At 61.6% G+C, this 16,860-nt stretch carries 14 protein-coding genes, 1 tRNA gene and 3 pseudogenes; 6 read left to right on the forward strand and 12 right to left on the reverse strand.

Features of this window, described 5'->3' with window-relative positions; genetic code table 11:
* From X756_RS01000000166050 to X756_RS139540, 8 genes and pseudogenes are all read right to left on the reverse strand, one after another.
* Window positions 1-381: hypothetical protein (locus X756_RS01000000166050; protein ID WP_032999637.1), on the reverse strand; the 381-nt coding region annotated here is incomplete at its 3' end.
* A gap of 107 nt (window positions 382-488) precedes the next feature.
* Window positions 489-1,652, reverse strand: a complete 1,164-nt coding sequence (locus X756_RS139575) for an isovaleryl-CoA dehydrogenase (protein ID WP_023731403.1) — start codon at window positions 1,650-1,652, stop codon at window positions 489-491.
* 66 nt (window positions 1,653-1,718) lie between these two features.
* Window positions 1,719-2,375 carry a TetR/AcrR family transcriptional regulator gene (locus X756_RS139570; protein WP_023731404.1) on the reverse strand — a complete coding sequence of 219 codons (657 nt, stop codon included), beginning with the start codon at window positions 2,373-2,375 and terminating at the stop codon, window positions 1,719-1,721.
* A 69-nt stretch (window positions 2,376-2,444) separates the two neighbouring features.
* Complete coding sequence (locus X756_RS139565) at window positions 2,445-2,735, reverse strand: acylphosphatase (RefSeq protein ID WP_023731405.1); 291 nt, start codon at window positions 2,733-2,735, stop codon at window positions 2,445-2,447.
* A 146-nt stretch (window positions 2,736-2,881) separates the two neighbouring features.
* Window positions 2,882-3,994 carry a pyridoxal phosphate-dependent aminotransferase gene (locus X756_RS139560; RefSeq protein ID WP_023731406.1) on the reverse strand — a complete coding sequence of 371 codons (1,113 nt, stop codon included), beginning with the start codon at window positions 3,992-3,994 and terminating at the stop codon, window positions 2,882-2,884.
* A 295-nt stretch (window positions 3,995-4,289) separates the two neighbouring features.
* Window positions 4,290-5,544, reverse strand: a pseudogene (locus X756_RS139550) (porin).
* A 122-nt stretch (window positions 5,545-5,666) separates the two neighbouring features.
* Window positions 5,667-5,909, reverse strand: a complete 243-nt coding sequence (locus X756_RS139545) for a GIY-YIG nuclease family protein (protein WP_023731409.1) — start codon at window positions 5,907-5,909, stop codon at window positions 5,667-5,669.
* A 271-nt stretch (window positions 5,910-6,180) separates the two neighbouring features.
* Window positions 6,181-6,271: transfer RNA gene (locus X756_RS139540), tRNA-Ser, on the reverse strand.
* Between the two features lie 464 nt (window positions 6,272-6,735).
* Between X756_RS139540 and X756_RS139535 the strand changes: the two genes are divergently transcribed.
* The gene (locus X756_RS139535; protein ID WP_023731410.1) at window positions 6,736-7,950 is read left to right on the forward strand and encodes a porin; all 1,215 of its coding nucleotides are present in this window, start codon (window positions 6,736-6,738) and stop codon (window positions 7,948-7,950) included.
* 240 nt (window positions 7,951-8,190) lie between these two features.
* On the forward strand, window positions 8,191-9,267 hold the full coding sequence (locus X756_RS139530; protein WP_023731411.1) for a site-specific integrase: 1,077 nt from the start codon (window positions 8,191-8,193) through the stop codon (window positions 9,265-9,267).
* Window positions 9,268-9,326: 59 nt separating this feature from the next.
* Here the strand turns inward: X756_RS139530 and X756_RS139525 are convergent, their stop codons facing one another.
* Together X756_RS139525 and X756_RS139520 are read right to left on the reverse strand one after the other, a co-directional pair.
* Window positions 9,327-10,229, reverse strand: coding sequence for an alpha/beta hydrolase (locus X756_RS139525; protein WP_023731412.1), 903 nt, complete (start codon window positions 10,227-10,229; stop codon window positions 9,327-9,329).
* Window positions 10,230-10,505: 276 nt separating this feature from the next.
* The gene (locus tag X756_RS139520) at window positions 10,506-12,539 is read right to left on the reverse strand and encodes a lytic transglycosylase domain-containing protein (RefSeq protein WP_023731413.1); all 2,034 of its coding nucleotides are present in this window, start codon (window positions 12,537-12,539) and stop codon (window positions 10,506-10,508) included.
* A gap of 278 nt (window positions 12,540-12,817) precedes the next feature.
* Here X756_RS139520 and dapA point away from each other — a divergent pair, with 278 nt between their 5' ends.
* The 3 genes and pseudogenes from dapA to X756_RS01000000166060 all read left to right on the forward strand — a co-directional run bounded on the left by dapA (window position 12,818) and on the right by X756_RS01000000166060 (window position 15,103).
* Window positions 12,818-13,699, forward strand: coding sequence for a 4-hydroxy-tetrahydrodipicolinate synthase (gene dapA, locus X756_RS139515; RefSeq protein WP_023731414.1), 882 nt, complete (start codon window positions 12,818-12,820; stop codon window positions 13,697-13,699).
* 25 nt (window positions 13,700-13,724) lie between these two features.
* Window positions 13,725-14,204 carry an SsrA-binding protein SmpB gene (smpB, locus tag X756_RS139510; RefSeq protein WP_023670226.1) on the forward strand — a complete coding sequence of 160 codons (480 nt, stop codon included), beginning with the start codon at window positions 13,725-13,727 and terminating at the stop codon, window positions 14,202-14,204.
* 82 nt (window positions 14,205-14,286) lie between these two features.
* Window positions 14,287-15,103 (forward strand): annotated as a pseudogene (locus X756_RS01000000166060) (GH25 family lysozyme).
* A 36-nt stretch (window positions 15,104-15,139) separates the two neighbouring features.
* On the opposite strand, the gene X756_RS139505 reads toward X756_RS01000000166060, so the two are convergent.
* A complete protein-coding gene (locus X756_RS139505; protein WP_245260212.1) occupies window positions 15,140-16,039 on the reverse strand; it encodes a DMT family transporter in 900 nt (299 codons plus the stop codon).
* Between the two features lie 138 nt (window positions 16,040-16,177).
* On the opposite strand from X756_RS139505, the gene X756_RS139500 reads away from it, so the two are divergent.
* Entirely contained in the window at window positions 16,178-16,666 is a 489-nt protein-coding gene (locus X756_RS139500) for an Lrp/AsnC ligand binding domain-containing protein (protein WP_050587694.1), read from the forward strand.
* 37 nt (window positions 16,667-16,703) lie between these two features.
* Here the strand turns inward: X756_RS139500 and X756_RS139495 are convergent.
* A pseudogene (locus X756_RS139495) lies at window positions 16,704-16,859 on the reverse strand (winged helix-turn-helix transcriptional regulator); the annotation flags it as partial.
* Window position 16,860: the final 1 nt, after the last annotated feature.

Genomic DNA, 16,860 nt, shown 5'->3' on the forward strand with positions numbered 1-16,860 from the left:
TGGCGCTCCCATGAAGAACCTGGCCCATAGCGCATCCTTTGATTCGGACGAAAAGTATGCACCATCAAAGCCTGGGATCAAACACCTAGGTCGTATTTCGGCGATGCCTCGGACAAGCCTGCGTATGGCCGCATCGGCGTCTTCGTCGGGGTATGAGTTCAAGTGCCCGAACACGTTTGTGACGTCTGCCGTCACTTCTGCGCCATCGAGTTTTGCACCGATTTTTGCAGGATCCGATGGGTCTGCGACAGCGCTATCGACACCCGGCTGCCGTTTGAATTCGGCAATTACGAGCTCTCTGAATTCCGCCATATTAGAAAAGCGACGCTTCTGAGCCTTCGCGCGCCCGAGAAAGCCAGCGATTATGGAAAACAAAGCCATCGCAAATATCCCCCGCCTTGTGACTGGATGCCCCGATGACGTAACCATCTATCGCCCTACTTGTCTCTCGATACCCGCAAAACTACAGCCTGCCATCTTGGCAGGCACTAAACCCCTTCCGCCATGATCTCGCGCCCGATCAGCCAGCGGCGGATTTCGCTGGTGCCGGCGCCGATCTCGTAGAGCTTGGCGTCGCGCAACAGCCGGCCGGTCGGATACTCGTTGGTATACCCGTTGCCGCCAAGCAGCTGGATGGCGTCGAGCGCCATCAGCGTCGCCTTTTCCGCGGCAAACAGCACGCAGCCGGCGGCATCCTTGCGTGTCGTCTGGCCGCGATCGCAGGAAGCCGCGACAGCATAAACGTAAGCGCGCGCGGCATTCATCGTCGAATACATGTCGGCGAGCTTGCCCTGTACCAGCTGGAACTCCCCGATCGGCTGGCCGAACTGCTTGCGCTCATGCACATAGGGGATGGCGACATCGAGGCTCGCCGCCATCAGCCCGAGCGGGCCGCCGGCGAGCACGGTGCGCTCGTAGTCGAGGCCCGACATCAGCACCTCAACGCCGCGGCCTTCCTCATGCAGCACATTGTCGTAGGGAACCTCGACATTGTCGAACACCAGTTCGCCGGTGTTGGAGCCGCGCATGCCGAGCTTGTCGAGCTTTGGCGATGCCGAGAAGCCGGCCATCGTCTTTTCGACGATGAAGGCGGTGATGCCGTGCGATTTCCGCTCCGGATCGGTCTTGGCGTAGACCACCAGCGTTTCGGCGTCGGGGCCGTTGGTGATCCACATTTTCGAGCCGTTGAGCACATAGCGGTCTTTGCGCTTTTCGGCGCGCAGCTTGAGCGAGACGACGTCGGAGCCGGCGCCCGATTCCGACATGGCCAGCGCACCTGCCCTTTCGCCCGAGCACAATGCCGGCAGGAATTTCTCCTTCTGCGCCGGCGTCGCCCAGCGGTTGATCTGGTTAACGCAGAGGTTCGAATGGGCGCCGTAGGAGAGACCAACCGAGCCCGAGGCGCGCGAAATCTCTTCCACCGCAATGACGTGGGCAAGATAGCCCATGCCGCTGCCGCCGAAATCGGGATCGGCGGTGATGCCGAGAAGGCCGAGCGCGCCGAGCTCTTTCCACAGATGCGTGGGGAATTGATTGCTGCGGTCGATCTCGGCAGCGATCGGCGCTATTTTCTCCTGGGCAAAGCGGCGCACCAGATCGCGCAGCGCCTCGATGTCCTCGTCATGCCCGAAGCTGAGTGTGTTCGTGTACATGCCGTTCCCTCCTGCCGCATGACCCCGAAAATCGACTTCGATTTTCGGAAAGGATCATGCGCGAAATCAAAATGATACAGCGTCCTTTGCGCGTCCGAAGGGACGCGCGGCGCTGTAAGTCTTGCCGTCGATCTTCGCGCCAACCAGGCGCATTGTCATTGAAAGATATGTCGCCGTGACTTCAGCCATCGACAGCCGCTCGCCCGGCCGGAACCAGACGATGACGCCGGTCATCATCTGGATCAGGGCCATGGCAGTGAGCCCGGTGTCATCGACACTGAAGGCGCCGGCCTCCGCGCCGTCGCGCAGGATGGCGCGCAACTCCTTCTCATAGGCGGTGCGCATGCGAAGGATCTGCGTCAGCCGGTCATGTGACAGGCTGCGCAATTCCATGTTCGAGACATGGGTGCAGTGGCGGCGCTCGATGTGGAAAGCGATGTGGTTTTCGACATAGGCGGCAAGCCGCGTTGCCGGATCGGCGGCATCGGGGCGTGCGGCGTCCCACGCTTCGATCAGCCCTTCCATATGTTCGCGCATAAGCGTGAACAGCAGGTCTTCCTTGGTCGGAAAATAGCGGTAGAGCGCGGCGGCCTGGACGCCGACCTCGGCGGCAAGCTGCCGCATCGACATCGCCTCGTAGCCGAAGCGGGCGATCAGGCTGACCGCTGCCTCGCGGACGGCCGCTTCAGTCTTTTCGCCATCGGATCCCGTTGTGCGTGCCATGATCGTCTCCCGATATTTACCAATAAAACGAACGTTCAATTAATTCAAGCGGCAATAAAGTGGTTCCGTCTAGGCAATGATCCGAAAGTCGATGGGCGCGTCGAGGAGTTCGAATTCTTCGATCTCGACCTTCGAAACCGAAGCTCCCCTTGGCCCTTGCCGGAGCCGTTCGATCATTGTGGAAACCGCAGCATCGGCACCGGCAATCGAGGCCGTCACCGTGCCGTCTCGTTCATTGCGTACCCAACCTACGAGGCCAAGCCCTATCGCTTCGCGTCGCGCCCACATCCGGTAGCCGACGCCTTGCACCTTACCATGCACGCGCGCCTGCACCGCCTTTTGCCGGTCGTTATCTCCCATGCTCAAGAACTGGCGCGGGATTGGACGAAAGCAACAGCCTTGAACGGTTGGATTGTTGTTGGATCGACGGAAGCCGGGGACTCGGCTGATTTTATCGTGGCTTTTGGCGGCGTCGGCAGGCCGTGTCGCGACGGCAATCGGCCGGGCTAGTTTCCCCGCGCCGCGGCGAGTGCGCCGGGCAGTTCCTCGGCAAAGATGTCGAGCTCATGATCGAGGCCGACGCTGACCCTTATGCAACGGTCGAGCCCTGGCGCCATCGGTTTGCGAATGAACACGTCGCGCGACAAAAGATTTTGCAGCACTTTCAGCGCGAAGGCGCCGTCCTTGCCGCAATCGATGGTGACGAAATTGGTCGCCGATGGCAGCGGCTTCAGCCCGTTCGTCTCCGCAGTCCCGGCTATACGTGTGCGGCCGGCAGCGACTCGCGCCACCACGCTGTGCAGCCAGTCCTGGTCGGCCAGCGCCTCGACGCCGGCGATCTGCGCCATGCGGCTGACGCCGTAATGGTTGCGGATCTTCTCGAAATCGCGGATCACCTCAGCCTCGGCCACCGCATAGCCGCAGCGAATGCCGGCCAGCCCGTATGCCTTGGAGAAGGTGCGCATGCGGATGACGTTGGGCCGCGCGACATCGATCGGCGGCAGCGCCGAGGCCGGTCCCAACTCGCCATAGGCCTCGTCGAGCACCAGCATGGTGGTTTCCGGCAACGCTTCGACAAAGCGGGTGATATCTCCTGCTTCCCACCAGCTGCCCATCGGATTGTCCGGATTGGAGAGATAGACCAGCGGCGCCTTATCCTTGATAACTGCCTTAAGCAGTTCGTCCAGACTTTCCTTGTCGTTCTCGTAAGGCACCGTGACCAGCCGGCCGCCGACGCCGGCAATGTGGAAATTGAAGGTCGGATAGGCACCGAGCGAGGTGACCACCGCGTCGCCGGGCGCCACATACATGCGCGCCACCAGGCTGAGCAGCCCGTCTATGCCTTCGCCGACCACGACGTTTTCGGCGCCGACCCCGAGATGGCGGGCGGTGGCCTGCTTCAGATCGTAATTGTCGGGATCGCAATACATCCACTGGTCACGCGCGACGCTCTCCATGCGGGCGATAACGCGCGGTGAAGGCCCGAAACTGCTCTCATTGGCGCCGATGCGGGCGCGAAACGCGCGGCCGCGCTCGCGCTCCTGCGCCTCCGGGCCGACAAACGGCACCGTCGAGGGGAGTGCGCCGACAAGCGGCGTGAGGGCAGGGCGCTGGCGCATGGCAAAGGCTCACGACGAGAAGAGGGGCCTTCTTGCTAGCGTGCCCGATAGGACGGCGCAAGTTCTGGCGCGGCTGGAAATAGCGGCCATGACGCCCGGGATGAAATCGGCGCGGGTGGCCACGCTCTACGACCTGACTGCCGGTAGGCGGCAACCTTTTGAAGGCCAGCACTGCAGCCAATGACTATGGCGACGGATGCTTCAAACTGCAGCCAATGACTATGGCGACGGATGCTTCAAAAAGAAAAACCCGGCGGTTGCCCGCCGGGTTCGATTTTGAGCCAGTCAGAGCCTGTTAGAACGAGCGCTGGAAGCGCAGCAGGCCGCCAATGCTGCTCTTCTTGTCGGCGTTGGTGAAGTTGGAGAAGTTGGCGTCGTCGAACTTGCCTGCGTTGAGGTAGTCGACTTCGGCCGTGACCGTGAAGCCGGGAACAACGTCGTAGGCGATGTTGGCGGCGACGCCGAGATTCTTCCATTCGTCATACGAGACCTGGGCGTTGAACGAGGTCTTCTCGTTGATGGTGTAGGTGCCGCCACCCCAGAATGCCCAGTTGCCGCCCCACTGCTTGTAGAAGCCGCGGCCGCCGGCGTCGATCGCATAGCTCGAGTCCGTCAAATTGTCGTCGGTGCCGTAGCCGCCCATGATGAACAGCGACAGGTTCTGCATCGGGGTGATGTCCAACCGAACCTTGCCGGCGACTTCTTCATAGTTGCTGTCATAAGCGACGACGCCGGTGATGGCGCCCCAGCCCTGCGTGTACTTCACGCCGCCGACGACATGCGGAACGTAGCTGTCGATGGTGTCGAAGCCCGAGCCTTCTTCGAGAGAGACGACGGCCGAGAAGCCGTTGCCCGCATCGAAGTAGTACTGGACGACGTTGGTGTCGAAGTCGCCGTAGGGAACGAGCGTATCCTGAAGGACGTTGCCGGCGTAGCCGATGAACGTGTCGAAGGCCGATTCGTCTTTACCGACGCGCAGACCACCGAGCTGGATCCAGGCGAAGTTCAGCGAAACGTTCTTGTTGCCGGCAGGGTTGGAGTTGAACTCGTCTGCTTCCGTCGCCGGATCGTCTGCCGACGGATAGCCGTTACGATTGCCGAAGTTGAAGCGGGTCTCGGTGTAGGTCTTCAAGGTGCCGAGTTCGGTTTCCTGGCCGGTCCAGGTCTTCAGCGTGAAGCGGGCGTTCTTGTAGAAGGTGTCCTGCTCGTCGCCATCCTTATGGTCGAAGGACCTCGCACCGTCGAACGAGCCGACGTCGCCGGCACCGATGTCGTAACGGACATAGCCGCCAATGCGCAGGCAGGTTTCGGTGCCGGGAATGTAGAAGTAGCCGGCGCCGTAGACGTCGCAGATCTTGACGTATTCAGCCGGTTCCGGCTCGGCGACGACGACGGCGTCGGCGGCGCGCGCACCGGAAACTGCGATCAGGGNAGATCTTGACGTATTCAGCCGGTTCCGGCTCGGCGACGACGACGGCGTCGGCGGCGCGCGCACCGGAAACTGCGATCAGGGCCGCAGCGGAGCCGAGAAGAAGGCTCTTAATGTTCATTTTCTGACCTCCAGTCAGAATCGAACAAGACAGTGAAGCCGGCGACAGGCGTTTTCGCTGTAATCAGTTGTTATTGTTGAGGTTTATTGAAAAAATGGACTTTGCTGCGGGTGATGCGGCCATCACCACAGGCGCTTGTTTGCGAAAGCATGCCCTGAACCGGATTTGAGATAGCGCTCGAATGAAGCTGCCTTGGCCTGGTTCGAAAAGGCCATATAGGTGACGATCCGCCACGGCAGAAACTTGGATGTATGGCTGGATTTCCCCGCATTGTGCTCGACAAGCCGTCGTTTCAGGTCCTTCGTTATGCCGATATAGCGTTCGCCTTCCGCAGCCGTACTCTCCAGAAGATACACATACCACATGAGCTGCTCTCCTTTGCCGGGGCTTCGGAGGGCATCCTCTCCGCCATCTTGCTTCGCGCTGAGGGTTGGGCTTGTCCTGCGAAGCTCGAAGAGCGAAGCAGGACTGCCAATCGAATTTTGCAAGGGGTTCTCTGGGCTTACGCTGTGCGGCACGTAGCACACCACACGGTCCGGCCCTCCTACGCCAAGGCTTCGGAGGGCATCCTCTCCGCCATCCTGCTTCGCGCTGAGGGTTGGGCTTGTCCTGCGAAGCTCGAAGAGCGAAGCAGGATGGCGGAGAGGATGGGATTCGAACCCACGAGAAGCTTTTGACCTCTACTCCCTTAGCAGGGGAGCGCCTTCGACCACTCGGCCACCTCTCCGTTGCGCCGCTGGATAGAGAAAAGCGCCGGCACAATCAACAAGCCGGCGCGATAATCGTTGAAAAATCCGCATTCCGCCGCAGCGGCGCGTTTTGCATGCGGCGATTCTACGGCAGTTCCCTGGCTGGCGAGTCGGCGACATGGCCGCAATTCCGGCCGGCCATCGCCGGATTCGGCCACATTGCGCGGCGCTGGATAAGGCTTGCAGGCCCTTCGATAGTTAATGAGAGCTTTCTGACTGAGGCCAAATCGTGTCATTTGTGCAACAACGCCGGGGGATAGCGTCCGCACAGCCCTTTCGCCCGTACGATCGTGGTTGAACGCCGCCGCCTCATGGGTAATGTCGATTTCGAAGGAGCGGCGCGGTGCGCATCTTTTTCGGTAGTGGGGATGGGGCAGGGAACGCTGTCCTTCAGCAAAGAATACCCAGACCCGTTTTTTAACTTTTGACTGGAGGTCAGAAAATGAACATTAAGAGCCTTCTCCTCGGCTCCGCTGCGGCCTTGATCGCAGTTTCCGGTGCGCGCGCCGCCGACGCCGTCGTCGTCGCCGAGCCGGAACCGGCTGAATACGTCAAGATTTGCGACGTTTACGGCTCGGGCTACTTCTACATCCCCGGCACCGAAACCTGCCTGCGCATCGGCGGCTATATCCGCTACGATATCGGCGCCGGCGACGTCGGCTCGTTCGACGGTGCGACGTCTGCCGACGTTGAGGACGGTGGCAGCAACGACACCTGGTTCAAGCACGCCCGTTTCTCGCTGAAGACCTGGACCGGCCAGGAAACCGAGCTCGGCACCTTGAAGACCTACACCGAGACCCGCTTCAACTTCCAGAACAACAACCGTGATTCGGGCTTCGATCCGGACGGAGCCGGCCCCCTCTTTGGCTCGCCCAATGCTGCTGGCAACGGCGACACTGTCTCGCTGAACTTCGCCTGGATCCAGCTCGGTGGCCTGCGCGTCGGTAAGGACGAATCGGCCTTCAACACGTTCATCGGCTACGCCGGCAACGTCATTCAGGATACGCTGGTTCCCTACGGCGATTTCGACACCAACGTCATCCAGTACTATTTCGATGCGGGCAACGGCTTCTCGGCCGTGATCTCGCTCGAAGAAGGCGCGGGCGGCGGTACTCCCGGTTCCTACGGCGTGGGCACGATCGACAGCTACGTTCCGCATGTCGTCGGCGGCTTGAAGTACACGCAGGGCTGGGGCGCCATCACCGGCGTCATCGCTTACGACAGCAACTATGAAGAAGTCTCCGGCAAGGTTCGTTTGGACATCACCCCGATGCAGAACCTGTCGCTCTTCATCATGGGCGGCTACGGCACCGACGACAACCTGACGGATACGGGCTACGCGTTCCCGGCCGGCGGCCGCGGCTTCTACAAGCCGTGGGATGGCAACTGGGCAGTCTGGGGTGGTGGCACCTACACCATCAACGAGAAGACCTCGTTCAACGCTCAGGTTTCGTATGACGAAGGTGAAAACCTCGGCATCGCAGCCAACATCGCCTACGACGTCGTTCCTGGGTTCACGATCACTGCCGAAGTTGACTACGTCAATGCAGGCAAGATCGATGAGGTCGATACCCTTGGCACGAACCACAACTGGACCGGTATTACTGATGGCGACGACGCCATCGGCGGCATGCTCCGCTTCCAGCGCTCGTTCTAAGGTCTGGCTTTAGGCAAGTGAATACCAGCCCGGGCGCATAAACGCCCGGGCTGTTTTTGTTTCGTGACTGGACAAGACAAGCAGAAGGAACAGGGGGAATCGGCAGCTGAACAGTCCGTAGGGTGCGTTCGTGGGATCCGCTGATGGGCGGATGAATTCACAACTGCGTGATTAAATCTCTTGAAAGGACGCTTCCAAGCGGGTAGGTCTGACTCTATCCACTCGGGGGTGTGGCAATTTATGACCAGCGACGCGATACAAGAGGGCGACCCCTCCGAACATTTCTCAATGTTCTCTTCTCAAAATGCGAAGATAAAATACAGCTACAACAAGATTAGAGAAGTAAAGTCGCACCGGGTCCGAGAGCTTTTTTCAGCGTACCGAGACATACTCTGGGATGATGGGCGACATAAATACAATGTCAGCTCCTTCATCGGCGAAATAGACGAGATTCTCCTCGGAGAACGGTTCAGCGCCTTCGACCAGAGCACCCTGGACAATCTTATCGGCACCTTGCGCCAGCGCGGCAACAGCAACGCAACCATCAATCGAAAGATGGCTGCCCTCAGCAAACTGCTGCGCAAGGCTTACAAGATGGGGGATATCCACAGCCTGCCCGAGTTCCGCCGCCAGAAGGAGCGGGCGGGACGAATTCGTTTCCTCGAAAGGGACGAAGAAGCAAGGCTGTTCGCCGCCATCAGGACCCGCAGCGAAGACGCCTACCGTCTTTCGTGCTTTCTCGTGGACACCGGATGCCGTCTCGGCGAGGGGCTCGGACTGATCTGGAACGATATCCAGGAACATCGCGTCTCGTTCTGGATCACCAAATCCGGCCGCAGCCGCACCATCCCGATGACCGAGCGGGTCAAAGAGGTGATCAAACTGCCCCCGTCAGAGGGCCGCCGGCCCAAGGGTCCGTTCACCAAACTCAGCCAGGCACAATTTCGCGCCATCTGGAACGATGCCAAGGCCGAAGTCGGTCTCGGCGCCGACGACCAGGTGGTTCCGCACATCTTGCGTCACACCTGTGCCTCGCGTCTGGTCCAGGGCGGCATCGACATCCGCCGCGTGCAGATGTGGCTCGGCCACCAGACGCTTTCGATGACCATGCGCTATGCGCATCTGGCCACCAACGATCTCGACGGCTGCGTTGTCGTGCTGGAAACGCCCCGCGGCGAGGGGTTATCCGGCGATGGAAAAAGCTCGGCCTTCGCATCGCCGCTGACCACGGCCTCAGTGCCAGCGCCTGCTCAAAAAAGTAAAGCGGCAGCGGCGAAGGCACCCAAGGCGCCCCGGAAAAGCTCGAAAGCCAAATAGTTACCCAAGGCTTTCATATACTGCCTCGGCAACCCCAGGATCATCTTTGATCTTGGGGTTTACTTTTTCTGGGCCGCATTTGGTACTCCATCCAGGAAGGTCGCGATAGCGCCCGGCAGGTTGCCTGTCTCCAGGAAGGGCGCATGGCCCTGGCCCTCGACGGTGATCGCTTCCATGCCGGAATGACGCTTTTGCATCTCGTCGAGTGTGTCGGCCGACAGGAGTTTCGAGTTGGCGCCGCGAATGGCAAGCAAAGGTATGGCCGCCAGCGCCTCGAACTGCGGCCACAGATCCGGCAACGGCTTGCTGAGGTCGAGGCCCGCCACCGTCTCGACCAGCTGCGTGTCGAAATCCGGCAGCAGGAGGCTTTCGTCCGTCTCGCGGTAGAGGGCCGACACCATCCGCTCCCAATCCGCTGCGGTCAGAGCGGGAAAATCCGCGCCGTGCGCGACGCGTTGGGCATCGATCGCCTCAGCGCGGCTCTTCGGTTTCGGTGCCGGGTCGAGATAGGTTTGGATATAGGCGAGCCCCGCGGCCTCGATCACCGGTCCGATGTCGTTCAGCACGATGGCTTTCAGCGCGGCCGGCCGCAGCGCGCCGAGCACGTGGATGATCAGCCCGCCGCGCGATGTGCCGATAAAGGCCGCTTCCTCGACGTTCAGAGCGGCCAGTCCGGCGAGGACATCGCCGGCTTCGATGCCGACATTGTAGTGGCAGATATCAGGATCGTAAGCGGACTGGCCGCGGCCACGGTAGTCGAAGGCGATGACCTTGCGCGGATTGTCGGTTCGCTGCGACAGATAAAGCGCCAGCTCATGGAAATCGCGCGCGTTGCGGGTCAGGCCGGGCAGGCAAACGACCTGCCAGTCTGCCGAATTGGTCTCGCCATAGACGCGGGCGTGAAGCTTGAGCCCGTCCGGCGCGGTGTAGAAAAAGTCGGAGAAGCCGTCGGTGCTCGACATATTAAAAGGACTCCCTGTCCGGATTGTCTCCGTCTGCTACAGGCGAGGGTGGGAGCGGTCAAATCGAGGGTTGTCGGCAAGCTGACACTCTTGGAAATGCCAGACATCTCCCCCACGAGGGGGGAGATTGGCGGTTCAGGCGCTACGCCCTTCCTTCGACGTTGGAGATCGGCGAAATCGGCAATGACAGCTGATCTCCCCACTCGTGGGGGAGATGGCCGGCAAGGGGGGCGCGAAGGATCGCCAACGTCTGCCCGTGGCGACAGCTCTGCGGCCTCAGCCTCTTCCGTTCACCAAATCCCCAACGATATCGTACTTCCCCGAAATGCGCATCTTGTAGACCTCGTAATTCTCCATCACGCGCTGCACGTAACTTCTTGTTTCGGTGTAGGGAATTCGCTCGATCCAGTCGACGACGGCGTCGATGCCCTTGCCGCGCGGGTCGCCGTACTTGGCTACCCATTGGCTGGCGCGGTTAGGGCCGGCATTGTAGCCGGCGAAGGTCAGCACATAGGAGCCGCCGAAGCGGTCGAGCTGCTCGCCAAGGAAGGCAGCCCCCAGCGTCGCATTGTAACCGGCATCGCTGGTCAGCCGATCCTGGGAAAAGCTCAGTCCTGCCTTCTTCGCCAATTGCTTGGCGGTGCCCGGCATCAGCTGCAGCAGGCCGCGCGCGCCGGCGCTGGAGACGGCGCCGACATTGAATTCGCTTTCCTGGCGGGCGATCGCATAGGCCAGCGCCTTGCCCGAGCCGGATATGTCGGCGGTGTCGGGAATGACGCCCAGCGGATGCGACAGCGCGCCGACATCGATGCCGCGCGCGCCGGCGATCTTGCCGATCTTCAGCGCCATGAAATGATTGCCCTGCTTTTCCGCCAGCACCGCAAGCAGCGCCAGCTCGCCGGGGCTGGTCAACTGCCCGGCGAGGTCGCGGTAAAGCGTCTCGGCATAGCGGTCGTAGCCCGCCTCCTGCAGCCGCTTGATGGCGCTGACGGCTTCGCGGCCGTCAAAGCTTTGGCGGTCGGCAGTGCTTGGCTCGGGATAGACGATGTTCAGCGTGCGCAAGCCAACCCGTTCCGCCGCCAACTGCCCGTAGAAAGTGGTGCCATAGGCTGCCGCCTTGGTGAAATAATCCTTCGCATTGCCGGGACCGCCGACTTCCGCCGCGCGGCCAAGCCAGTAATAGGCGCGTGACAGCGACATCGGTCCCTGCGCGAGATCGGCGATGCGGGCAAAATGGGTCGAGGCCGTCGCAGGATCGTTAAGGCCGCGCAACGCATACCAGCCGGCGTGGAATTCGGCCTCGGAGGCGCTGGCGGGGCTTTCGGCGGCATGCGCGGCAACGATCTTGTAGGCGGTCTTCCAGTCGCCCTGGTCGACCAGTGCGCGCGACAGCACGCGGCGCTCGACCCACCAGGCATCGGGATCGACCAGCGCGTCGCGGCTCGTTGGCGCTTTCATCATCACCGCGGCGGCGTCCGCAAACTTCCGCTGCTTGCGCAGATATTCGGCTTGCGCGAAGAAATAGCCGGCCGATCGCTGCGCGGCAGGCACCGCTTTCAACAGCTTGGCCGCGTTCTTGTCGCCACGCGAGGCGGCGGCCCAGGCATCGGCCAGCGGTTGCGCGCCGGCAAGTGCTGCGACCCGCAGTGCCGAATTCTCCCGGTCGGCATAAAACATCCGTTCCATGCGGAAACGATGGTCGGCAGCCGGAATGATGGCGCCAAACTCCTTGCTGACGGCCGCCTCGTCCCTGGCTTCCAGCTTCTCGGTGCGCCAGAATGGCGACAGCACGGAAAGCGCAGCCTTGGTGTTGCCAAGAGCTACATAAGAACGGGCAAGGATGACCACGCCTTGAAAGGTCAGCGGCTGGCTGCCGTCAAAGGCTTTCACCACGGTCTGCGGCGAGGGGTTTTCGCGATAAAGCGCGCGCTCGCTGTTCTTGCGCAGAGCGATGGTGCCGGGCCAATTCGGCAACATCTTTGCGGTATCGGCAATCTCGCTGCTCGGCACACGGTCGCCGCCATAGAGCGCGATCGCCCAGGCCAGGATATGGCGGTCCAGCGAACTGGCCGGCAATGTTTCGCGCACCGCTCGTGCCGCGGCGATATCGCCGGTCGCCAACGCGTCGAGACTGCCTTTCAACACGGCGATATTGGCGGAGGGCGCATCGGTCTGCGCTCCATCTTGCATGTCAGGCATCGGGATCGATGAGGTCGTCTGCTCGTCGACGCTCTCGTTTGCCGCCGTTCCCACTATCAGCAGGGCAACGGCGCCAAGCAATATGAAGCGGAGTGGCCGACTGGCCGGCATGATCCTGATCTTTCCCTGTTGCGGCACTTTAGATGGCAAGCCCAGGTGCCCGAGAGCCTAGACTTAGGTCGTGAAGAGCTCGTAAACAAAGGGTTATCGAGGCCGTTCGAATTGCGCTTGCTGGCACCATCGGCATGCTTGCCGCGCAACAGTGTCGAGACTATGGTGCGCGGCTTCGCTTTCGGCTAGAAGGCGCCCGATGCATGTCGCCCAAAAGCGGGAACCGGTTTTGGGACGATGACACGCATAAACAAACAAGTTCCAAGGAGTTGGACGACATGCTGAGAGGCTCGCTTACTGCGCTCGTGACGCCGTTCGAAAAGAGCGGACGTTTCGACGAGAAAGCCTTTCGCGCCTTCGTCGAATGGCAACTTGGCGAGGGCACGACGGGCCTCGTCCCGGTCGGCACCACCGGAGAGTCGCCGACGCTGTCGCATGACGAGCATCGCCATGTCGTCAAGGTCTGCATCGATGTGGCCAAGGGCCGCGCTCCGGTCGTCGCCGGCGCCGGCTCCAACAACACCGCTGAAGCGGTCGGTCTGGTGCAGTACGCCGAGCAGGCGGGCGCCGACGCCGCTCTGGTCGTCACGCCTTATTACAACAAGCCAACACAGCGCGGCTTGTACGAGCATTTCGCTGCCGTCGCCAGGGCGACCAAGCTGCCGATCATCATTTACAACATCCCGCCGCGCTCGGTGATCGACATGATGCCGGAGACGATGGGCAGGCTGGCGCACGACTTCAAGAACATCGTCGGCGTCAAGGATGCCACCGGCAAGGTCGAGCGCGTGTCCGAACAGCGCGCCACCTGCGGCAAGGAGTTCATCCAGCTTTCAGGTGAGGATGCCTCTGCCCTCGGCTTCAACGCTCATGGCGGTGTCGGCTGCATCTCGGTGACGTCGAATGTCGCGCCGCGGCTGTGCGCCGAATTCCAGGAAGCCACACTGTCCGGTGACAGCGCCAAGGCGCTGGAATTGCAGGACCGTCTGCTGCCGCTGCACAAGGCCATCTTCCTTGAGCCCGGCCTGTGCGGCGTCAAATACGCGCTGTCGAAGATTGGCAAGGTCGAGAACGTGGTGCGCTCGCCGCTGGTGACGATCGAGCCATCGACCGCCGAGAAGATCGATGCGGCGATGAAGCACGCCGGCTTGATAAATTAAGGATGAGGCGCCACCTCTCCGCATCATGAACCAGGTCAGAAAAGCCGATCCCAACAACAAGACCGTTGCGGAAAACCGCAAGGCGCGGTTTTCCTATGAGGTGCTCGACACGGTCGAGGCCGGCCTTGTGCTGACCGGCACCGAGGTCAAGTCGCTGCGCCAGGGCCAGGCCAACATCCAGGACAGCTACGCCTCGGTGGAGGGCGGCGAGATCTGGCTGATCAATTCCTATCTGCCGGAATACCTGCAGGCCAACCGCTTCAACCATGAGCCCAGACGGCGCCGCAAGCTGCTGCTCAACAAGCGCGAGATGGCAAAACTTGCGCAGAGCATCGACCGCGAAGGCATGACGCTGGTGCCGCTGAAAATCTACTTCAACGACCAGGGCCGTGCCAAGCTGCTGCTCGCCGTCGGCCGCGGCAAGAAACTGCACGACAAGCGCGAGACAGAAAAGCAGCGCGACTGGTCGCGCGAAAAGGGCCGGCTCATGAAGGAACGCGGCTAGAATCTCAGGCAGCCCCAGAAAAGCCAGACATCGGCTTTCAAGTTTCGAACAGCTGCAACAGCAAAACACGATGGGGAAAGGTTTGAAGAACCGGATCATTCTCTGGGGTGCGGCCAGTCTGGTCTTCGCCGGCATCGTCGCCGCAGGTGGCATCTTCTATTTCCGGACGTTCTCGCCGGATCGTGACAGCTATCCGGTCAGGGGTATCGACGTTTCCCATCATCAGGGTGAGATCGACTGGCGGCGCGTTGCCGCCGATGACGTCGCCTTCGCCGTCATCAAGGCGACCNTCCCATCATCAGGGTGAGATCGACTGGCGGCGCGTTGCCGCCGATGACGTCGCCTTCGCCGTCATCAAGGCGACCGAGGGCGGCAACCATGTCGACGATGCCTTCGCCAAGAATCTGCGCGAGGCGCGCGCGGCCGGCCTCGCCGTCGGCGCCTATCACTTCTTCACCTTCTGCCGGCCGGGCGCCGACCAGGCGAAAAATTTCATCGCGGTGGTGCCGCACGACCAGCCGCTGCTGCCACCGGTCGTCGACATCGAATTCGGCGGCAACTGCCCGCAACGCCCGTCGCCGGAGCAGCTGAGCGCGGAACTCCAGGCCTTCCTCGGACCGGTTGAAGCTGCGTTCGGCAAGCCGGCGATCATCTACCTGACCGACGAGGCCGAGGACGCCTATGCCGGGAAAATCGACGTTCGCCCGCTCTGGCGTCGCTCGTTGCTCCTGGAGCCAGGTCGCAACGACTGGATCTACTGGCAGTACCACAATATGGGCCGCGTCGACGGGATCGAGGGCGATGTCGATCTCAACGTCCTGCAGGGTGGGCAGCAAACGCTGGCCGAGCTATTTGCTGCACCCGCATCGCTCTCTTCGCAAAAGCCTCCATCGCCTTGAACGAATCAGCTGGCCTTGAGTTTGGCATCCGCAGTCTTACGCAGGCTTGGGAACAGGCCTGGAAAGAGCCGAAAAAGCCATCCCCGCGGCCATGATCAGTACGGCGGCGAACTGGGCGCCGGTCGGCGTCTCGCCGAGCACCGTCATCGCGATCAGCACGGTTGCGATCGGCACGCATGGCATGAACAGCGATGCCGCCTGCGACCCCAGCTGCCGGACGATATAGGTGTACAGGAACATGGCGGCCGCACCCGCCAAAAACCCTTGAATGACGATCTGGCTGGCAATCTCGGCCACTGATGCCGCGCGGAGGCCGCTTGGGGCAAAGAAATAGAGCAACGGCAGCGGCACGCATGACAGCAGCACCACCGTTGCGGTCGCCGCAACCGGATCGACGCGCCAGCGCCGCACGAGAACGGCATAGGCGGCAAACATCGCGCCGGATCCGACGAACAGAAGATCGCCGAAGAGGACATCCTTCATGCCGCCGCCAGTGCGCACGGGTGCAATGAACAGGATCAGCCCGGCGATGATGGCTGCGACGCCGATGGTTCGCTGGTGCGAGGTTTTCTCCCTCGTGGCGATGCGCGACAGCACGAATGAGAAGAACACGATCGAGGCAGGGCAAAGTGCGGCACCATGCGCTGCCGGCGCATAGGTCAGTCCCCAATTGATGATGATAGGGTAGGGCAGTCCGGCCAGTGCCGCCAGCGTCAAGGCACGCCTCCAGCCCAATGCCTTGCCAGTCGCCCGGCCGTTTCTCCAGACGACCAGCAGCATGACCATGCCGGCGCCGGCAAAGCGCAACGTTGCCAAATCGGTCGCGGTCAAATGTTCCCGCAGGCTGAAGCGGGCGGCGACGAACTGCACGGCGTAGATGCCGATCATGGCCAGGCCAGCAAGGATTGCCGGCTTCGTGTTTCGGTCCTCTGTCACGCGCATTCTTGTCCCGCTCGATCCTGCCAGCGGAAGGGTACTTCCTCCAGACGGCTTTCGTTGAAAACGCAGCCTATTGTCGAAAATGGTGCGTCAAAATATGCTGTTTTCGCAATGTGGAAGTGAAAGTCACGCGATATGGGCGCTGCAAACGTGAATCATGAATCCGATCAGCTCGACGCCATCGATCGCAGCCTGCTTCGGTTGCTGCAGGAGGACGGGCGTCGCACGACGCTTGACCTAGCAGCCCGTGTCGGCCTGTCGCCGACCGGCACCAGCCAGCGCGTGAAGCGCCTTTTCCGTGAGGGTTTCATCACCGCGGTCCGGGCCGTGCTCAATCCGCAAAAGATCGGCCGCGGCACGCTCGTCTTCATCGAAGTCAGGCTCGACCAGGCGGCGCCGCATGTGTTCGACCGTTTCGCCGAAGCGGTAGCAAAGGCCCCCGAAGTGCTGGAGTGCCATATGGTCGTGGGCGGCTTCGACTATCTGGTGAAAGCGCGCATTTCGGAAATGGCCGCCTATCAGGATTTTTTGAAGCGCGTGATCCTGCCGCTGCCGGGTGTCAGGGAAACGCACACCTATGCGTCGATATCGGACGTGAAGCCGGACGCGCTGCTGCCGGTGTGAGGGCCGGACCAACGCAAGCGGTCGCCACGCCTCCGCTTCAAGCGGCCTGGGAAACCTCCGGCGCCAGCGTCACATTCGCATCGCCCCAGACCTTCAGCACGGTGATCACGGGCTCCAGGCTTCGGCCACGAGGCGTCGGGCTGTACTCGACCTTCGGCGGCATCTGCGCATAGACCTTGCGGGCGATGAGCCCA

The sequence above is a fragment of the Mesorhizobium sp. LNJC405B00 genome, assembly GCF_000502615.1.
In the GTDB taxonomy this organism is placed as follows: Bacteria; Pseudomonadota; Alphaproteobacteria; order Rhizobiales; family Rhizobiaceae; genus Mesorhizobium.

Coding starts and splice junctions, on each gene's coding strand:
- X756_RS139525 (WP_023731412.1), bottom strand. CDS start 10,229: ATGTCGAGCACCGACGGCTTCTCCGACTTTTTCTACACCGCGCCGGAC.
- X756_RS139560 (WP_023731406.1), bottom strand. CDS start 3,994: ATGCGCCAGCGCCCTGCCCTCACGCCGCTTGTCGGCGCACTCCCCTCG.
- smpB (WP_023670226.1), top strand. CDS start 13,725: ATGAACCAGGTCAGAAAAGCCGATCCCAACAACAAGACCGTTGCGGAA.
- X756_RS139570 (WP_023731404.1), bottom strand. CDS start 2,375: ATGGCACGCACAACGGGATCCGATGGCGAAAAGACTGAAGCGGCCGTC.
- dapA (WP_023731414.1), top strand. CDS start 12,818: ATGCTGAGAGGCTCGCTTACTGCGCTCGTGACGCCGTTCGAAAAGAGC.
- X756_RS139530 (WP_023731411.1), top strand. CDS start 8,191: ATGACCAGCGACGCGATACAAGAGGGCGACCCCTCCGAACATTTCTCA.
- X756_RS139565 (WP_023731405.1), bottom strand. CDS start 2,735: ATGGGAGATAACGACCGGCAAAAGGCGGTGCAGGCGCGCGTGCATGGT.
- X756_RS139575 (WP_023731403.1), bottom strand. CDS start 1,652: ATGTACACGAACACACTCAGCTTCGGGCATGACGAGGACATCGAGGCG.
- X756_RS139535 (WP_023731410.1), top strand. CDS start 6,736: ATGAACATTAAGAGCCTTCTCCTCGGCTCCGCTGCGGCCTTGATCGCA.
- X756_RS139520 (WP_023731413.1), bottom strand. CDS start 12,539: ATGCCGGCCAGTCGGCCACTCCGCTTCATATTGCTTGGCGCCGTTGCC.
- X756_RS139500 (WP_050587694.1), top strand. CDS start 16,178: ATGGGCGCTGCAAACGTGAATCATGAATCCGATCAGCTCGACGCCATC.
- X756_RS139545 (WP_023731409.1), bottom strand. CDS start 5,909: ATGTGGTATGTGTATCTTCTGGAGAGTACGGCTGCGGAAGGCGAACGC.